Below are 18,468 nucleotides of genomic sequence, written 5' to 3' on the forward strand. Positions count from 1 at the left end.
GATGATGGGCGCCGGCCCCGCTTGATGGCCGGCTGGGCTATGATGGGCGCCGCAATCAGGAGGCCCCATGAGCACACGCACTAACTATACCTTCGACGAACTCAGCCTTGGCCAGAGCGCCCGCTACCAGCGCCGCATCGACACGCAGCACATTCGCCTGTTCGCCGCCGCCTGCGGCGACACCAACCCGGTCCACCTGGACCCGGCCTTTGCCGCGGGCACGCCCTTTGGCGAGCCGATTGCCCACGGCATGCTCACCGGCGCCCTGGTATCCGCCGCCCTGGCCCTGGAACTGCCCGGGCCCGGCACCGTGTACCTGGGCCAGTCCCTGCGCTTTCGCGCGCCGGTCAAGGTGGGCGACACCCTCACCGTGGAACTGGTGGTGAGCGAATTGCGCGAGCGGCGGCAGTGGGTGAGCTTGGACTGCACCGTGCGCAACCAGCACGACAAGGTGGTTGCCAGCGGCAGCGCCGAGGTGATGGCCCCGTCGGAAAAAACCACCCTTACCCTGCCACCGGAGCCACGCTTCAGCCCGGCGGATTGAGCGCCCGGGCTCTTTAGCCCCGATCGTCGGCGGCCGCGGCTTCCCGCGCCGCCAGACGCTCTTCCCGAGGCTCGCCGAACTGGCTGTGATCCAGATACATCAGCTTCAGCATCACCGACGGCTGGCCCGAGCCGGCATCGGCGCCCAGCACCAGCACGCTGGGTTCGCCCTCGTTGTAGGTGACACCAGTCACCCCGAAAATCATCACGTTGGGGTCGTTTTCCGCGGTGAACACCGTAATGTTGCGGCCTTCGCGCAGGGCGTCGCTCAGCTGCGCAATCAGCACCGTGAGCGAATCGCGAAAGCTGCCAAAGTTGAGCTTGCCGCGATATTCGCTGTGGTCCAGCGCCAGGTCAAAGCGCACCAGCGACTTGTCTTCCATCTGCACGTTGGTCAGCGCCGCCGTGCGGCCTTCGGCCACGTCGCGATAGAGGTTTTTGGCCTGGGTGCGGTTGGCCTCCAGAAAGGCCTTGTGCAGCAGGTTGACGGACATCAGCAGGAATTTCTCCCGCGGGATGGACTGGGTTTGTTCTCGCGCCATGATGATTCCGAAATGGAGGCAATCTGTACCGATAAAGGGCCGCAAGTCTAATACCTGGGCCGGTCAAAAACCAGCCGGCCCGCCCCGCGCCGCACGCCATCTGCTATGATCGCCAACCGGCCGGGGCAGCGGGCCAGCCCGCACCGAACCAGCAAGCCAACAGCAAGCTGACAGCAAACCAGCAACCACCCAACAGCCACTCACCCACAAACAAGCAGCCCCCGATGCAGCGCAACAACCAGCCCTGGCAAGCCATGCCCGCCCCCCGCCTCGACTGGGGTGACGACGGCGTGCCGGGTTCCAGCGCCTTTGGCGACATTTACTTCTCCCGCGACGACGGCGCGGCCGAAAGCCGCTTTGTGTTCCTTGCCGGCAACGCCCTGCCCCAGCGCTGGGCCAGCCACCCGGCGCCCGCGTTTGTGATTGGCGAGACCGGCTTTGGCACCGGCCTTAACTTCCTGCTGACCTGGCAGGCCTGGGCCGCCTGCCCCACCCCCAAACCCCGCCTGCACTACCTGTCGGTAGAGCAGTACCCCCTGCGCCGCCAGGACCTGCAGCGGGCGCTGGCCGCCTGGCCCGGCCTTGCGGAATTTGCCAGCGAATTGCTCGCCCACTACCCGTCCCCGGTGCCCGGCTGCCACCGCCTGCTGCTGGCCGGCGGGCAGATCACCCTGGATTTATGGTGGGCCGACGCCGAAACGGCACTGGCAGACCTGGCCAGCCACCGCCAGCGCTGGGTAGACGCCTGGTACCTGGACGGCTTCGCCCCGGCGCGCAATGCCAGCATGTGGTCCAGTGCGGTGCTTGGGCAGATTGGCGCCCTCAGCCGCCCCGGCGCCACCCTGGCCACCTTTACCGCCGCCGGCGCCGTGCGCCGGGCCCTGCAGGCAGCGGGCTTTAGCATGCACAAGGGGCCGGGCTTTGGCCGCAAGCGCGAGCGCCTGCTGGGTACCTATCCCGACGACCTCGCCGAGAACGCCACCGAAAACAGCACCGAAAACGTCACTGACAACCGCCCCACCGACACCCCCTGGGACCTGCCCCGCCAAACCGCCCCCGCGCCGCGCAGCGCCCTGGTGTTGGGGGCCGGGCTTGCCGGCTGCGCCACCGCCGCCGCCCTGGCCCGCCGCGGTGTAACGGTGCAGCTGCTGGAGGCCGCCAGCCTGGCCGGCGAAGCCTCCGGCAATGCCCAGGGCGTGCTGTATACGCGCCTGTCCCGGCGCCATTCCGCCCTCAGCGACTTTGCCCTGGCCAGCTTCAGCGATGCCAGCCGCCACTACCGGCACCTGCTGGATACCGGCGCGCTGCGCGATGGCCTGGATGGCGCCTTGTGCGGCTGCTTCCACCAGCACCACAAGGCCGATGAACTGGCCGACATGGCCGAGCGCCTAGCGCACCTGCCGGAGCTGGCCCGGGTGCTGGATGCCGCCGAGGCCAGCGCCCTGCTGGGCGTGAGCCAGGCGGCACCGGGTTACTGGTTCCCGGGCTCCGGCTGGCTGTCGCCGCAGGCCCTGTGCCGCCACTGGAGCCAACAGCCAGGCATTACACTGCGCGAACACTGCGGCCCCCTGCAACTGCGGCGCGCAGGCTCTCAATGGCAGGCGCTGAATGCACAGGGCGAGGTGATTGCCGAGGCCGATTGCGCGGTGATCGCCTGCGGCAACAGCAGCGCACAGCACAGCGGGCTCGACTGGCTGCCCCTGCAACCCATTCGCGGCCAGACCACCACCCTGCCGCCGGGCCCGCCCTTTGACACCCTGCGGGCCGCCTTCTGCCACGAGGGCTACATTGCCCCGGCCCCCACAGGCAGCGGCCACTGCATTGGCGCCACCTTCAACCTGGGCGAGCACAGCACCGCGCCCAGCGCCGCAGACCAACAGCAGAACCTGCAGCGTCTGGCCAGTGCCGTTGCCGACTGGGGCTCGGCGCTGGCAGCCCTGGATGGCAGCGCATTGCCGGCCCGGGTGGGCTTTCGTTGCACCACGCCGGACTACCTGCCCCTGGCAGGCCCGGTGCCCGACGCCCCCGCCCTGCTGGCCACCTACGTCGCGCTGCGCCAAAATGCCCGCAAGACCATCAACAGCGCGGCACCCACCATGCCAGGACTCTACCTGAACACCGGACACGGCTCCCGCGGCCTGAGCTCTGCCCCCCTGTGCGCCGAACTCATTGCCAGCCAGGCCTGCAACGAACCGCCGCCCCTGCCCCGCTACCTGAGCCGCGCCCTGGCGCCGGCGCGCTTTCTGATTCGCGACTTAGGCCGCAACAAACAGTGAACACCGCCACACGCCTGTGCTGCGCGCTGCTGGCCCTGCTGGCCGTCCCGTGCGCCAGCGTGGCCCCGGCCCAGCCGGCGACCGGCGTTGCCGAGCTGGGTGTTACCGAGCTGGGTGTTACCGAGAAAGGCGTTCAGCTGCTGGGCTACCGGGTGCTGGAGCGCAAGGCCCACTCGCGCGACAACTTTGTGCAGGGCCTGCAGATTGTGGACGGTGCGCTCTACCTGAGCGCCGGCGGCTACGGCGAATCGCGCCTGTTGCGCTACGACTTTGCCAGCGGCCAGCTGCTGGACGGCCAGCGCCTGGACCGGCGCCTGTTTGCCGAGGGACTGGCCGTGGTGGGCGACGAAATCTTCCAGCTCACCTGGCGCGCCGGCGTGGTGCTGGTGTACGACCGCGCCAGCCTCACCCCCAAGCGCCACTGGCGCATTCCCGGCCAGGGCTGGGGCCTGACCTACAATGGCGAGCAGCTGGTGTATTCCGACGGCAGCGACCGCTTGTTCTTCATGAACACCGCCGATGGCGTAATTACCCGCAGCCTGCCGGTTACCGCCGCCGGCCGGCCCGTCACGCAACTGAACGAACTGGAGTGGATAGACGGGCGCATCTGGGCCAACGTGTGGCAGAGCGATGACATTGTTATCATTGACCCGGCCACCGGCGCAGTAGAAGCCCGCCTTGACCTCACGGGCCTGCTGCCCGACAGTGACCGATTGCGCGGCACCGATGTCCTCAACGGCATTGCCGTCAATCCCGCGGACGGGGCCATCTGGGTCACCGGCAAGCGCTGGCCCTGGCTGTACCGCATTGAACCACAGCCCCGCGCCATCAGCGCCCGCAACTGAACCACCGACATCAACCGGCGCGCCAGCGCGCGCCCTGCCAGGAATGCTATGAGCAAAGCCCCCCAGAATGCCGCCCCCACCGCAGCCCATCCGGCCTTCGACGCCGTTCGCGAGGTAGAGATCGACTCCCTCAACCTGCGGGTGCAGGAGTACCGCCACCGCGCCACCGGCGCCGTGCACTACCACCTGGCGGCAGACAACAGCGAAAACGTCTTCCTGGTGGCCCTGCGCACCGTGCCCATGGACTCCACCGGCGTGGCCCACATCCTGGAGCACACCGCCCTGTGCGGTTCCGAACGCTACCCCGTGCGCGACCCCTTCTTCATGATGCTGCGGCGCTCCTTGAACACCTTCATGAACGCCTTTACCAGCTCCGACTGGACCGCCTACCCCTTCGCCAGCCAGAACCGCAAAGACTTCAACAACCTGCTGGACGTGTATTTGGATGCGGTGTTTTTCTCCAAGCTGGACGAGCTGGACTTTGCCCAGGAAGGCCACCGCGTAGAGTTTGAAGACGCCACCGACAGCAACAGCCCGCTGGTGTACAAGGGCGTGGTGTTCAACGAAATGAAGGGCGCCATGAGCTCGGTGAGCAGCACCCTGTGGCAGAGCCTGTGCGAACACCTGTTCCCCACCACCACCTACCACTACAACAGCGGCGGCGACCCGGAGCGCATCCCCGACCTCAGCTACGAGCAGCTCAAGGCCTTCTACAAAAGCCACTACCACCCCAGCAACGCCATCTTCATGACCTTTGGCGACATTCCCGCCAGCGAACACCAGGCCGCCTTTGAAGAGCGCGCCCTTTGCCGCTTCAGCAAACAGGACCTGCGCATAGAAGTGCCGCCAGAGGCACCGCTGCCCGCGCCCCTGCGCATCGAGCGCCCCTACGCCTTTGACGACAGCGGCCCCACCGAGCACAAAACCCACATCGTGGTGGGCTGGATACTGGGCGAGAGCACCGACCTGCTGCAGATGCTGCGCGCCCAGCTGCTGGCCAGCGTGCTGCTGGACAACAGCGCATCGCCCCTCATGCAGGCCCTGGAAACCACCGAGCTGGGCCAGGCCCCCTCTCCCCTGTGCGGGCTGGAGGACTCCATGCGCCAGATGGTGTTCTGCTGCGGCTTGGAAGGCTCCGAAGCCGAACACGCCGACGCCGTGGAAGCGCTGGTGCTGGAGGTGATCAGCAAACTGGCAGACCAGGGCATTGCCCGCGAGCGGCTGGAAGCCGTGCTGCACCAGCTGGAACTGCACCAGCGGGAAATCAGCGGCGACTCCTACCCCTACGGCCTGCAACTCATCCTGCAGGCCCTGGGCTGCGCCACCCACTACGCCGACCCTATCGGCGTGCTGGACCTGGAACCGGTGATTGCCCAGCTGCGCGACGACATTGCCGACCCCGGCTTCATCAAACAGCTGGCCCGCCGCCTGCTGCTGGACAACCCCCACCGGGTGACCCTGGTGATGCACCCCGACAAGGCGCTATCCGCCCAACGTGCCGCAGCCGAAGCCGAGCGCCTGAGCGAGATAAAAGCCGACCTGGCCGAGGGCGAGGCCGAGCGCATCATCCAGCGCGCCGCCGCCCTGGAACAGCGCCAGATGCAGGTGGACGACCCCGACGTGCTGCCACGGGTAGAGCGCAGCGACATTCCCGCCAGCCTGCCAGAGCTGGACTACCAGGAAACAGCAGCAGGCGGCCTGCGCCAGACCCGCTACACCCAGGGCACCAACGGCCTGGTGTACCAGCAGGTCATCTCCCCCCTGCCGGCACTGGCGGACGAACAGCTGCAGATACTGCCCCTGTACACCAACATCCTCACCGAGCTTGGCGTGGGCGGCGACGACTACCTGGCCACCCAGCAGCGCCTTTCGGCCACCGTCGGCTCCCTCAACGCCTTCACCTCCATTCGCGGGCGGGTAGACGACGAACAGCAACTGGATGGCAACTTTGTGCTGTCCTCCAAGGCCCTGGCGCGCAACGCCAGCGCCCAGACCCAACTGATGCAGGACACCCTCGCCAGCCCCGGCTTTGGCGAACACAACCGCATCCGCGAACTCATCAGCCAGCAGCGCGCCCGCCGCGAACAGGCCGTGACCGGCAACGGCCACGGCCTGGCCATGGCCGCCGCCTGCGCCGGCATGAGCCCCCTGGCAGCGCTGAACCACCAGCTCTCTGGCCTGTCTGGCATCAAATCCCTGCGCGAACTCGACCAGTCACTGAAAACACCGCAGGCCCTGTCCACTTTTGCCGACCAGCTGGCTGAAATACACGAGCGCATCACCGCCATGCCGCGCCAGTTACTCAGCATTGCCGACGAACAGCACATCGACAGCTTCGCCAACGACACCCTGGCCGCCTGGAGCGCCCTGGCCAGCGCCAGCGGCGGCGAGCCCTTCCAGCTGCCGCCCCGCCGCGAAACCGTCAAACAACTGTGGGTGGCCAACACCCAGGTGAACTTCTGCGCCCAGGCCTTCCCCACCGTGCCCGTGGGCCACCCCGACGCCGCCGCCCTCATCGTGCTGGGCGGCTTTTTGCGCAACGGCTTTTTGCACCGCGCCATCCGCGAAAAAGGCGGCGCCTACGGCGGCGGCGCCACCCAGGACAGCGGCGTGGCCGCCTTCCGCTTCTACTCCTACCGCGACCCGCGCCTGGCCGGCACCCTGGACGACTTCGGCGCCTCCGTGCGCTGGCTGCTGGATACAAAACACGACGAGCGCGCCGTCGAAGAAGCCATCCTCGGCGTCATCGGCAGCATGGACAAACCCAGCTCCCCCGCCGGCGAAGCCAAACAACACTTCCACAACCGCCTGTTCGGCCGCGACCACGCCCAACGCGAAGCCTTCCGCCAGCGGATTCTGGACGTGAGCATCGACGACCTGCGGCGCGTGGCGGAGACCTACCTCAAGCCCGAGCTGGCGAGCGTGGCAGTGATTACCAGTGCCAGTCAGGCGGGGGTTGCGGAGAGCTTGGGGCTGGAGAGTTTGACGTTGTAAGGCACCGCACCCTTCTGAAAAACAGCCTCGGCCGCGTAGTTAGATGGCGGTCGGGCTGCCTTCCTCTAGCGCTATCCCTGCGTCAATCCCATCCAGTTCACATTATTGCGAAGTTCCCTCGGTGCTCGGCCCGCATCGCAGGCATTGATCGTTTTTAATGGGACAATTTCCATTTATCCTTGGGGCAGCCTGCCACACCCAGCGCCATAGCTGGAGGATGACGCCTTGTCGCTTTTGACAATGGTCCAACACCGTCAGTGTGAACACTGAATTTTTCAGTGAGCCGCGGCGATAAATACCGCCCAGATTTTGTGGAAGCGGGGGAAGATGCGGGCGGACAGCTTCAGTGGATTGGATGTCGTTTTAAGTAAGGGGAAAAGGTGATATCAGAATTTTTCAAATTAAGTAGCTGTTAGGCGCCATGAAGCTCGACGACCAGAATCAGTTCATCCAAGTCTTGGATCTTTGTGTGCCTTGGGCACACACATGGGCTGATATGCGACCTGGAAAAACAGATCTTGAGCGTCGTGAAAATTTTCGCAAAGCGGCACTGATGGTCTTCCAACCGACAAAAACGGAGGTTATAGATTGGTGGGCATTTCGAATATTCGTCACTAAAACAGGCAGGCAGCTTGATCTCGATAATATTACAAAACCCATAGTTGATTCGTTTTGCTCGCGTCAGATAGAACGAGACAACTCAATTCATGTAGAGTTGGGTCTATATCCAGATGACGGGCTTAATCATGTCCGCCATATCGTTCTTAGCGGAAAGCCCTGCACTGAGGATTCAACGCGTATCGAGATATTTGGCCATTTACGTGGCAAATGAATAGAGTGTACTTGCTCTAATGTGTCGCCTAACAAGAACCGGCAGTTCGCCCCTATGGGGCCGGACGCCCACACCGCTGCGCGGTCTGTGCGCCGCTGCGGTTGGCGTTAGATTTTCGGGGAGACAAAGTGCCTAGGTCAGAGACAGTTTTACAAGTATTTGTTGCATCTCCGGGCGATGTTGCCGACGAACGGGAGGTGCTTGAGTCGGTAGTAGCCGAACTTAATCGCACATGGTCAAAATCATTAGGTGTACGTCTAGAGCTGCTGCGCTGGGAGACCTCTACACGCCCCGGCATTGGCAGCGAACCTCAAGATGTCATCAACTCGCAAATTGGAGATGAGTACGACGTATTCATCGGGATTCTTTGGGGGCGAATTGGAACTCCAACATCTAAAGCTGATTCGGGCACATTGGAAGAGTTTGAGAGGGCGCGTGCTCGATGGAAAGTTGATCCTAGCTCCGTTGAAATCATGGTCTATTTCAAAGACAAAGCAATAAAGCCCTCAGAGATCGATGGAGACCAGAATAATCGCGTTCAGCATTTCAAACGCTCGTTGGGGAACGAGGGTGTACTTCATCGCACATTTGAGGGGATTGAGAATTTTGAATCATTGGTACGAACACATCTGAGTGCAGTAGCTCAAAAATGGAGCAAGGGGCAGCCTTCTTCCCCGCCAGGCTTGGCTTCACCACCTGCGGCGCTATCGGGAATTGATGTAGACATCTCTGCCGATGCTGGGAGCGACGATGACTTTGGCTTTCTAGACCACCTTGATCGTTTCGGAATGTCTATGGAGCAAATGAGTGCGGGGCTACATGCAATTTCAGATGCAACCGTTTCGATGGGAGAACAGATGAATCGCCGGACGGCGGAAATTCAAGAAATTGGAGAGATTAACGATCCTCAGCGAATGAAAGATGCTCGGAGAGCGGTCAAGGCTTCGGCTGAAGACATGAACAGATATGCCGACATCTTGGATGGCCAGTTACCTCTTCTTACTAGTTCGCGCAAGGAGGCTTTTGAAGCTATAAGCAAGGCGCTGTCCCTCTACGAGGACTTTTACAATGAAGATAACTCACAAATAGATGAACTGAGACAGTCCCTTCGCTCAATGGTCGATGCTGCCAGTGGCTCATTAGTTAGCATGCAGGGCTTCAGGGCTACGGTTGGCGGGCTACCTCGCCTGATATCGGACTTGAATCGGGCGAAGCGCCGCGTTGTGAAGTCACTTGACGAAGTTGTTGCTGAGATTAAGGCAACTATAAATACTGCAGATAGCATAGTAGCTTCACTGCCATGAGCGCGGAGCGCCGAAAATCTAACAAATCGTTGCACCGGACATTTGACCCGCTGCCCATTTTTGCTACAGCAAAAACAGGCATCGCCTCAAATGCCGGTGAACTCAAGCGTTATGCGACAGCGCAGTTGACATAGTTGGTAACATGGTTACAATTCTTGGTGTGTCGATACTAGGGAGAATAACCGATGAGCCAAGTGATACGAATTTCGGATGAGCTATATAGACGTCTAGAAGCACTAGCAGAGGGCTTTGATACACCCAACAACGTGATCGAGCGATTGCTTGAGTATTACGGACAAAATGGGGGCGAATCACTCCCTCTCCCTGATCGCCCCGCTCAAATTACGGCCATACCCGCAGATCTCGACCTCATTTTCTATCCGCCAGGCGAGGAGAGATTTAAGCGCGAGCTACTTAAAAGCCGAAAAGCTTATGTGAAACTTCATAAAACTGACGGCACATCCGAGACAAAGAGTTGGGAAGCCCGTAAATTTTCGGAGTCTTCGGACGTCAGTCGAAATCTCCGCTCAGGCTTTTTGCGAGGTTGGAAGAAAAAGGGAATCTTCAAGGCCGAGGTCAGCATTGATCCAAGCAAATTCGCATAACTAGGCAAAGTAGTACACGGCTGTCGCCGCCGGACTCGCTAACGCTCGCCGCTGCTTGAAGCGTTATGTGTCACTAATCAGAGTGGTGAAGTGACGCTCGAAGAATAGATGAGACACCGAGGCTTACCTGAATCCTCAGTTAAAAAGTACGAGGGCGCGGTTAGCGGGGTCATGTCCGAATGGGCTGTTGATGGTGGATTCACGGACGGACTTCTTACCTCAATTCTCAGCCACAGTCGATTCGAGTCAATTGCTGCCGACATCGGAAAGCTTCCGATTTATCAGGAGAGAAATGATCGGGGCCATAACATGTACAACAGCGCACTGAACAAGTACGCAGAGTACCTGCAAGAAGGGAATGCGTGATCCACGCTTACGTACTTATGACCAATCATATGCACTTGCTAATACCAGGTGCTTTCAGGACGAAGTCGGACGCACCCTTACTTTACGAACTGGGCAGGTACTACGCGGGGGCCTGAAAAAGGGCCCTGCCCCCTTAACAGTGATAACTGGCGGGTGACGTTCCGGTTCGTCGACGGAGATGCTGAGATAGTGAACTACGAAGATTACCACTGAGGTACCCTCAAATGTTGATGCACAACCCTCCTCACCCCGGCGAAGTATTGAGAGAACTTTGCCTTGTGCCCCTAGGCCTTTCTGTTACAGCGGCTGCAGAGGCTCTGGGCGTTAGCCGAAAAACTCTGAGTGCAGTGTTAAATGGCAAGGCAGGTATCAGTCCCGAAATGGCTATCCGACTTTCTATCGCTTTTGATACCTCCGCAGAAAGCTGGCTGATTCAACAGTCCCAATATGAACTCTGGCATGCCGAGCAACATCGCAAAGAGCTTAACGTCAAAAAGCTTGTTGCGGCCTGAAAAGGGATCTGACCCCTTAACGATCCTTAACGCTATGTTTTTGAGATTTTTATTGGTAGTTGCACTAGCCGGGTCAGCGGCATTTGCTATTTATTTCTTTCAGGGCTCTCTCGAATTCATGCCAACCGACGAACAAGGCGGCAAAGCACGAATCTCTGCATTCATTGGTTTCCTTGTTTTTCTTTGCGCCCTTGCTCCAATTTCCTTCGCTCTGCTACGTTCAAAAAAGAATAGGCCTAATGGTGAACCTGATACCTAACCGATCATTGCAGTGAAAAAAGCCGGGGCGGGTTTTTTTACCACCGAATTCAGGCGTAGATTAGGCAATCAGTACTACACCACTTCCGGGAAGACCACCACATGCCCACCAAACCGCCACTCCCAAAATCCGTCTCTGCCGCAGAATGGCAAACCGCCCTCGACCAACTCCTGATCAAGGAGAAGGAGTTAACCCGCGCACGCGACGCCCTGAACGCGGAACGCCGCCGGTTGCCGATGGTGAAGGTGGGTAAGCCCTACACGTTTCAGGGCGCAAAAGGCGCGGTTACGCTGCTCGATCTGTTCGAAGGCCGCCGCCAGCTGATTGTTTACCACTTTATGTTCGGGCCGGACTGGAAGGCCGGCTGCGACGGTTGTTCGTGGGTAGCGGATGCCATGTCCCACCCTGCCCACCTGCATGCGCGGGATACGTCACTGGTGATGGTGTCGCGGGCGGCGCTGGACAAGCTCGATGGCTACAAGGCGCGCATGGGTTGGACGATTCCGTGGTATTCGTCGCTGGGGAGCGACTTTAACGTCGATTTTGGTGCAACCACGGAACAGGGCGAGCAGCACGGCGCAAGTGTGTTCCTGCGTGATGGCGACGATATTTACCGCACCTACTACACCGGGGCGCGCGGCGTGGAATACCTCGGCAGCCACTGGACGTATCTGGATCTCACGCCCTTTGGTCGCCAGGAAACCTGGGAGGATTCGCCGGAAGGCTGGCCGCAAACGCCGCCGTATTCATGGAACCGCCGCCATGATGAGTACGAGGGATGAGTACGCGGCCATTAAATATGAGTATAGACTCCAAAAGCATGGCCGGCGCGAGCCATCGGGAGCAGCAAAGGCGTTAATCCAAATTGCTTTCAGGCATCCGGAAGTTATTCGCGAAGGTTTGGGCGGTTAACTCTCCCAAAGCCAATTAGCACCAACCCTCACCGACGACTGTCCTGAACATCCTGCGCCAGCCAGGCCTTTATCAACGACTGGTAGGGCATGTCTCTTTTGTTGGCTTCAACTTTGATGCTGTCCAGCAAACCTTCGGGAAGCCTCAATGAGATGGTCTTGGTTGAGGGCTTGAGGTTCGGCAGGACGGCGCGCTCAGCTTTTCTCAAGTCGAGGTATTCGCTTGAATCGTGGCTCTCCCAGAATTCGCGCTCTTCTTTTTCTGACTGGAAATCCGGGATTTCTTTACGCTTTTTCATAAATCATTCTCTCTTTCCGGTGCATACCCCGTGCGGAAATGACGCGGATTAAAGCGCCCTGCTCCCGAAGGGTAAATGCGATGTGCAGCTTCCTACCACCACTGGTTTTACCGTAAGCGTGGTATCTGGCTTCATCCTGACTGTGCTTTTCATCGAGCAACAGCAGCAGCGGGTCATTAAAAAATACCTGTTCAGCCTCAGCCTGACTGACAGCATGTTTTTCCTGGCTTTTCCTGGCATTGCCATCATCCCAGTTAAAGCCGGTTATTCTTCTGAGATCGACCATGGCGTGTATATTTCCATGATATACATGATGGAGCAACACCCAACGCCGGCGCGCACACCAACCATTTGACCTCACCCCAATACTGTACAAATATACAGTATATGCAAACACTCCCCACACCCAATCCCTCTACCCTCACCCAACTGCTGCGCCGCCGGGATGTCTGGCGCGGGCGCCGGGCGCAGCGGCTGGGGGATGTGCGCGCCACGGGCTTTGTCGGGCTGGACGGCCACCTGGTAGGCGGTGGCTGGCCGGTGGGGGCGCTGGTGGAGGTGGGCGCGGCGCAGCTGGGCAGTGGGGAGTGGCTGCTGCTGTCGCACGGCCTGCGCGCAAGCATGGCCGATGGCGGTTATCTGCTGCTGGTGAACCCGCCCGCCCTGCCCTGCGGCGCGGCGCTGGCCGGGCTCGGCATTGCACTGGAGCGCCTGCTGGTTGTGCGCGCGGCCCAGCGGGGGGAGCTGCTGGCGGCGGTGCTGGAGGGGCTGAACGCAGGCTGCGTTGAGGCCCTGATGTTCTGGGAGGGCCAGCGCGCCCTGTCCTATGCGGAGCTGCGCAAGGTGCAGCTGGCGGCGTCTCAGGGGCGCAGCCTCTGTGTGGGCCTGAGCACGGGCAGGATGCGCGGCCACAGCCCGGCGGCGCTGCGCCTGGAACTGCAGGCGCAAAAAACGGGGGTGCAGGTGCACATCCGCCGCCAGCGCGGCGGCGAGGCGGACATGCGCCTCACCCTGCCCTGGCCGGCCCACTGGGCGCTGCACACAGTGGAGCCCTCTGTCCTGCAGCCCCTGCCCGCAGCGCCGGCGCCGGCCACGGCCACCATTCTGCCGCTGGAGGCGCCGGGCTGATGCTGTGGCTGGCACTGCGTTTTACCGCCCTGCCCCCGGCGCCGGAAGGCGCCGCGGCGCTGGATGAGCTGGCGGCCTGGGCCTATGACTACACGCCCCATATCGGCACCTGCCAGGGCGACAGCCTGCTGCTGGAAATCTCCCGTTGCCTGCGCCTGTTCGGCGGGGTGGAGGCGCTGTGCCAGCTCCTGTTTGCCGACCTGGACAACCTCGCCCCCCGCTATCACCCGGGGCTGGCGCACACGGCGCCGGGGGCCTGGCTGCTGAGTTTTCAGCAGCACCCGCCGGCGGCGGGCGATAGCCGGGCAGACTTTGTGCAGCGCCTGCGGGCGGCGCCCCTGCACCTGCTGGAGGCCCAGCACCCCCGGGCGGTGGGCAGCCTGCGGCAAATGGGCCTGGGCCAGCTGGGCGAGGTGCTGGACCTGCCCCGGGCGGAGCTGGGGCGGCGCTTCGGGCGCGAGTTCAGCGCCTTTCTGGCCGGCATCGAGGGCAGCGCCAGTGCCCCGGCGCCCACCTTCCACAGCAGCGAAATCTTCCATCACCGCGAAACCTTCCATCACCGCGAAACCTTCCACCGCCAGGTGGAGTTCAACTTCCCCCTGCGCGACAGCAAGCAGCTGCTGGTGCCGGCCCGCGCGCTGCTGCAACAGCTGGCAACCTGGCTGGTGAGCCGGCAGTTGCAGTGCCAGCAAATCTGCTGGCAGCTGTGCTCGCCCCGGCAACAGCGGCTGGCGGTGCCGGTGAGTGGCAACCGGGTGCACGGCCACTGGGAAGCGCTGCTGGAGCTGACCCGTCTGCACTTTGAAAGAGTCCAGCTGGACTTTGATGTGGAGCGCCTGGAGCTCACCTGCCAGCACACGGTGGCGGTGGATTTGCGCAGCCAGCCCCTGTTTGAGGTGGGCGGTGGCGAGCGGGCGGATGAACAGGCCCGCGCCCTGGTGGCACGCCTGCAGGCCCGCCTGGGGGCCGATGCCCTGTACCAGATACAGCTGTGCCCCGAGCACCTGCCGGAATACAGCCAGCAGAACGCCCCGCCCTTTGCCCCGCGGCCAGCGGCCGAGCCCGCCACCGCCCCCCGCCCCGGCTGGCTGCTGGAAGCGCCCCGCCCCCTGCGTTACTGGGGCGGGCGCCTGTACTGGCACGGCCCCCTGCAGTTGCTGCGCGGGCCAGAGCGCATTCGCGGCTACTGGTGGCAGCCCGAGGGCGAGCGCGCGCGGGATTACTTTATCGCCCGCAGCAACGACGCCCGGCACTGCTGGGTGTATCGCGACGGCCACAGCGGCCAGTGGTATCTGCATGGCCTTTTTGCCTGAGCCGCCCGCGGCGAATACGTTGAGAGCCCCACCCTACGCCGAGCTGGCCGCCCTCAGCAATTTCACCTTTTTGCGCGGCGCATCCCACCCCCACGAGCTGGTGGAGCAGGCTCACCGGCTTGGCTATCGCGCCCTGGCGCTGGCAGACGAATGCTCGCTGGCCGGGGTGGTGCGCGCCCATGTGCGGGCCCGGGAGCTGGGCCTGCACCTGATTATCGGCAGCCAGTTTCAGGTGGACGATCACTGCCGCCTGCTGGCCCTGGTGACCGACCGCGCCGCCTATGCCGAGCTGTCCGGGCTGATCACCCTGGCCCGGCGGCGCAGCCCCAAGGGCCAATACCGCCTGCACCGGGAGGATTTACGCTTTCGCCTGAAGCGCTGCCTGATCCTGTGGCTGCCACAGCCCGGCGCGGCGCATGCCAGCGCAGACAGAGAAACGGGCGTCGAGCTCAAGCGCAGTTTTGGCGAGCGCCTGTGGATTGGCGCCAGCCGCCACCTGAGCGGCGCCGAGGCGGAGCACTGGCAGCACCTGCTGGCGCTGGGCAAGGAACTGCAGGTGCCACTTGTAGCCTGCAGCCAGGCGCAAATGCACTGCCGCTCGCGCCAGCCCCTGCACGATGTGTTGGCGGCCATTCGCCTGGGGCGGCCGGTGCAGGCCCTGGGCACCCGGCTGGCGGCCAATGCCGAGGCCTACCTGCGCCCGCGCGCGGCGCTGGCGCGGCTCTACCCGCCGGCGCTGCTGGCACAGACCATCGCCATCGTCCGCCGCTGCACCTTCACGCTCGATGAACTGCGCTACCAGTACCCCGCCGAGCTGGTGCCGGCCGGCCTGCGCCCCATCCAGCACCTGCGCAATCTGGTGGCTGAGGGCGCCCGCACACGCTGGCCGGGCGGCATGCCGGCAAGCGTGAACGCAGCACTGGAGAAGGAGTTCGCGCTGATCGAGGAGCTGGCCTACGAGTACTTTTTTCTCACCGTGCACGATGTGGTGCGCTTCGCCCGGGAGCGCGGCATTCTGTGCCAGGGTCGCGGCTCCGCCGCCAATTCGGTGGTGTGCTACTGCCTGCACATTACGGAAGTCTCCCCCGAGGTGGTGGATGTGCTGTTCGAGCGTTTTATCTCCAAAGAGCGCAACGAACCGCCGGATATCGACGTGGACTTTGAAAGCCAGCGCCGCGAGGAGGTGATCCAGTACATCTACGGCAAGTACGGCCGCAAGCACGCCGCCCTGGCCGCCACCGTCATCACCTACCGCACCCGCAGCGCGGTGCGCGATGTGGGCAAGGCGCTGGGGTTTGCCCCGCAGCAGGTGGACGCACTGGCCAAATCCCTGGCCTGGTGGGATCGCGGCGGCGACCTGGCCAGCCGCGCCCGGGAGCTGCTGGGGGCCGGTGCCGGGGATAACAGCAGCGACCTGGTGCCCCACTACCTGGCGCTGGTGCAGGCGCTCTGCGGCTTTCCCCGCCACCTGTCCCAGCATGTGGGGGGCTTTGTGATCGCCCAGGATCAGGTGAGCGACCTGGTGCCGCTGGAAAACGCCGCCATGCCCGAGCGCACCATCATCCAGTGGGACAAGGACGACCTTGAATCCCTGGGTCTGTTGAAGGTGGATGTGCTGTCGCTCGGCATGTTGTCGGCCCTGCGCCGGGCGCTGGCGCTGGTGAGCCGCTATGAGCCGGGCATCGCCAGCCTGGCGGACATCCCCCGGGAGGATGCGCAAACCTACGACATGCTGTGCCGGGCGGATGCCATCGGCGTGTTCCAGGTGGAATCCCGCGCCCAGCTGTCCATGCTGCCACGGCTCAAACCCCGCTGTTTTTACGACCTGGTAATCGAGATCGCCATCGTGCGCCCGGGGCCCATCCAGGGCGACATGGTCACCCCCTATCTCAAGCGCCGGGCCGAACTGCGCGCGGGCAAAAGCACTGGCGGCGACCCCGCCTCGCCCCTCACCCAGGTGCTGCGGCGCACCCTCGGGGTGCCCATTTTCCAGGAGCAGGCCATTCGCATCGCCATGGTGGCGGCGGAGTTTTCCGGCGGCGAGGCCGACAACCTGCGCCGGGCCATGGCCAGCTGGGGCAAAAACGGCAACCTGCTGCAGTTCCAGCAGCGTTTTATCGACGGCATGACCGGCAACGGCTACGCGCGGGATTTTGCCGAGCGCATCTTCGAGCAGATCAAGGGCTTTGGCGGCTATGGCTTTCCCGAATCGCACTCTGCCAGCTTCGCCCTGCTGTGCTACTTCTCCTCCTGGCTCAAGTGCCACCACCCGGCGGCTTTTTACTGCGCCCTGCTGAACAGCCAGCCAATGGGTTTTTACACGCCCTCGCAGTTGGTGCAGGACGCCCGCCGCCGGGGGCTCACCGTGCGGCCGGTGGATGTGCGCCACAGCGACTGGGAAAACACCCTGGAGGGCCAGGCGCCCGCACTCGCCCTGCGCCTGGGCCTGTGCAGCGTGTCGGGGCTGGAGGAAGCCGCCGGACTGCGCATTGTTGCCGCGCGGCAGGTGCACGCCTTCAGCGACACCCGGGATCTGGCGCGCCGCGCCCAGTTGGCCAGCCGCCCGCTGCAACTGCTGGCGGCGGCCGACGCCCTGCGCGGCATCAGCGGCCACCGCTTCCAGTCTCACTGGGAGGTGGCCGGCATCGAGGCCCACCGCCCGCTGCTGGGTGATGTCGGGGAGTCGCCCCAGCAGCCCGTTGAGCTGCCCGCCCCCGGCCTGGCCCAGAACATCGCCGCCGACTACCGCAGCACCGGCCTCAGCCTGCGCCCCCACCCCATGGCCCTGCTGCGCTCGCAGCTGCCCTTCCGCCGCTGCAAAACCCAGGCCGAGCTGGCCGGCATTGGCCACGGCCGGTTTGTGCGGGTGGCCGGGCTGGTCACCAACCGGCAGCGGCCGGGCACCGCCAAGGGCACCCTCTTCCTCACCCTGGAGGACGAAACGGGCAACATCAATGTGATTGTGTGGAAGGCCACCCAGGCCCACTTTCGCGAGCCCCTGCTACGGGCGCAGCTGTTGCTGGTGAAGGGCACCGTGGAGAGCAACGGCGAGGTGGTGCATGTGATTGCCGGGGCGCTGGAGGACTGTTCGCAGCACCTGTTTGGCTTTACCGTGGATTCGCGGGACTTTCGTTAATTCAGGAAGCACGAAAAAAAGGGGTGGCGGCGGCCACCCCAGGCTACAGGGTTAACGGGAGTCCCTGCTCAGTTCGCGTCGTCGCCGGCATCCGGCGCGGAGCGGCCTTCGCCCCGCTTGTGTTCGCCGCGTTTGTGTTCGCCGTGCTTGTGAGAGCCACGGCCATCGCGCTGTTTACGGCGCTCCATCATCTGGTCCAGCTCGGCCAGCTGCGTTTCGGTCAGCACATCACGCACCTGATGCTGGGATTCGGCCATCTGATAGGTCATGCGGCTGGTGATCTGGCCAATTTCGTCGGCGGCGGCCTGCACTGCGCCGGCGTCAAAGCTGTCGCCGCTGTTGCTATTGCTGCGCAGTGTTTCGCGCAGTTCGCCCAGCCGCTGGCGGTCGGCCTCGCTCTGGCTGCGCTGGCTCTCCAGAATCTGGCGGATCTGGGTTTGCTGCGCTTCGCTCAGCGACAGCTTCTCGCTCATGCGCTCGATCATGTGCTCCGGGCCCGGCCCGCGATCAAAACCGGGGCCCGCCACGCTGACCCCCGCGCCAAGCAGCGCAATGCTGAGGCCGGTGGCGGTGAGGGTCTGTTTTAACAGGTGTTTCATGGCA

The 18,468-nt window shown here is 63.2% G+C and carries 16 protein-coding genes; 12 read left to right on the top strand and 4 right to left on the bottom strand.

The window, feature by feature from the left end:
• The first annotated feature begins 67 nt into the window (after positions 1 to 67).
• Positions 68 to 544, top strand: a complete 477-nt coding sequence (locus tag DDZ17_RS03310; RefSeq protein ID WP_116364500.1) for a MaoC family dehydratase — start codon at positions 68 to 70, stop codon at positions 542 to 544.
• 13 nt (positions 545 to 557) lie between these two features.
• Here DDZ17_RS03310 and DDZ17_RS03315 read toward each other — a convergent pair whose 3' ends face one another.
• The gene (locus tag DDZ17_RS03315; RefSeq protein ID WP_193940533.1) at positions 558 to 1,085 is read right to left on the bottom strand and encodes a hypothetical protein; all 528 of its coding nucleotides are present in this window, start codon (positions 1,083 to 1,085) and stop codon (positions 558 to 560) included.
• 224 nt (positions 1,086 to 1,309) lie between these two features.
• Between DDZ17_RS03315 and mnmC the strand changes: the two genes are divergently transcribed.
• The 8 genes from mnmC to DDZ17_RS03355 all read left to right on the top strand — a co-directional run bounded on the left by mnmC (position 1,310) and on the right by DDZ17_RS03355 (position 11,860).
• Positions 1,310 to 3,361: a bifunctional tRNA (5-methylaminomethyl-2-thiouridine)(34)-methyltransferase MnmC2/FAD-dependent 5-carboxymethylaminomethyl-2-thiouridine(34) oxidoreductase MnmC1 gene (gene mnmC, locus DDZ17_RS03320; RefSeq protein WP_116364501.1), complete on the top strand. Its 2,052-nt coding sequence runs from the start codon at positions 1,310 to 1,312 to the stop codon at positions 3,359 to 3,361.
• The gene (locus DDZ17_RS03325) at positions 3,358 to 4,206 is read left to right on the top strand and encodes a glutaminyl-peptide cyclotransferase (protein WP_157976418.1); all 849 of its coding nucleotides are present in this window, start codon (positions 3,358 to 3,360) and stop codon (positions 4,204 to 4,206) included. Before mnmC ends, DDZ17_RS03325 begins: the two co-directional genes overlap by 4 nt.
• 48 nt (positions 4,207 to 4,254) lie before the next feature.
• Positions 4,255 to 7,200 (top strand): insulinase family protein, encoded by a 2,946-nt coding sequence (locus tag DDZ17_RS03330; RefSeq protein WP_116364503.1) that lies wholly within the window; start codon positions 4,255 to 4,257, stop codon positions 7,198 to 7,200.
• A 421-nt stretch (positions 7,201 to 7,621) separates the two neighbouring features.
• Complete coding sequence (locus DDZ17_RS03335) at positions 7,622 to 8,032, top strand: hypothetical protein (RefSeq protein ID WP_116364504.1); 411 nt, start codon at positions 7,622 to 7,624, stop codon at positions 8,030 to 8,032.
• 128 nt (positions 8,033 to 8,160) lie between these two features.
• Positions 8,161 to 9,336 (top strand): hypothetical protein, encoded by a 1,176-nt coding sequence (locus DDZ17_RS03340; protein WP_116364505.1) that lies wholly within the window; start codon positions 8,161 to 8,163, stop codon positions 9,334 to 9,336.
• 185 nt (positions 9,337 to 9,521) lie between these two features.
• Positions 9,522 to 9,941, top strand: coding sequence for a hypothetical protein (locus DDZ17_RS22240; protein WP_157976419.1), 420 nt, complete (start codon positions 9,522 to 9,524; stop codon positions 9,939 to 9,941).
• A gap of 590 nt (positions 9,942 to 10,531) precedes the next feature.
• Positions 10,532 to 10,819, top strand: a complete 288-nt coding sequence (locus DDZ17_RS03350) for a HigA family addiction module antitoxin (RefSeq protein ID WP_116364506.1) — start codon at positions 10,532 to 10,534, stop codon at positions 10,817 to 10,819.
• Between the two features lie 360 nt (positions 10,820 to 11,179).
• The gene (locus tag DDZ17_RS03355) at positions 11,180 to 11,860 is read left to right on the top strand and encodes a DUF899 domain-containing protein (protein ID WP_116364507.1); all 681 of its coding nucleotides are present in this window, start codon (positions 11,180 to 11,182) and stop codon (positions 11,858 to 11,860) included.
• Between the two features lie 158 nt (positions 11,861 to 12,018).
• Here the strand turns inward: DDZ17_RS03355 and DDZ17_RS03360 are convergent, their stop codons facing one another.
• Complete coding sequence (locus tag DDZ17_RS03360; RefSeq protein WP_116364508.1) at positions 12,019 to 12,288, bottom strand: BrnA antitoxin family protein; 270 nt, start codon at positions 12,286 to 12,288, stop codon at positions 12,019 to 12,021.
• Complete coding sequence (locus tag DDZ17_RS03365; RefSeq protein ID WP_116364509.1) at positions 12,275 to 12,574, bottom strand: BrnT family toxin; 300 nt, start codon at positions 12,572 to 12,574, stop codon at positions 12,275 to 12,277. The genes DDZ17_RS03360 and DDZ17_RS03365 overlap by 14 nt, the downstream gene beginning before the upstream one ends.
• A gap of 101 nt (positions 12,575 to 12,675) precedes the next feature.
• On the opposite strand from DDZ17_RS03365, the gene DDZ17_RS03370 reads away from it, so the two are divergent.
• From DDZ17_RS03370 to DDZ17_RS03380, 3 genes are read left to right on the top strand one after another with little or no spacing between them, the layout of a single operon-like run.
• Positions 12,676 to 13,416, top strand: a complete 741-nt coding sequence (locus DDZ17_RS03370) for a recombinase RecA (protein ID WP_116364510.1) — start codon at positions 12,676 to 12,678, stop codon at positions 13,414 to 13,416.
• Entirely contained in the window at positions 13,416 to 14,729 is a 1,314-nt protein-coding gene (locus tag DDZ17_RS03375; protein WP_157976420.1) for a Y-family DNA polymerase, read from the top strand. The genes DDZ17_RS03370 and DDZ17_RS03375 overlap by 1 nt, the downstream gene beginning before the upstream one ends.
• Before the next feature lie 19 nt (positions 14,730 to 14,748).
• The gene (locus DDZ17_RS03380; protein ID WP_241505769.1) at positions 14,749 to 17,865 is read left to right on the top strand and encodes an error-prone DNA polymerase; all 3,117 of its coding nucleotides are present in this window, start codon (positions 14,749 to 14,751) and stop codon (positions 17,863 to 17,865) included.
• A gap of 68 nt (positions 17,866 to 17,933) precedes the next feature.
• On the opposite strand, the gene DDZ17_RS03385 is transcribed toward DDZ17_RS03380, so the two are convergent.
• A complete protein-coding gene (locus DDZ17_RS03385; protein ID WP_116364513.1) occupies positions 17,934 to 18,464 on the bottom strand; it encodes a Spy/CpxP family protein refolding chaperone in 531 nt (176 codons plus the stop codon).
• Between the last annotated feature and the right edge of the window lie 4 nt (positions 18,465 to 18,468).

Origin of the sequence: Parahaliea mediterranea (genome assembly GCF_003402235.1) — a bacterium.
GTDB classification, from domain to species: Bacteria; Pseudomonadota; Gammaproteobacteria; order Pseudomonadales; family Halieaceae; genus Parahaliea; species Parahaliea mediterranea.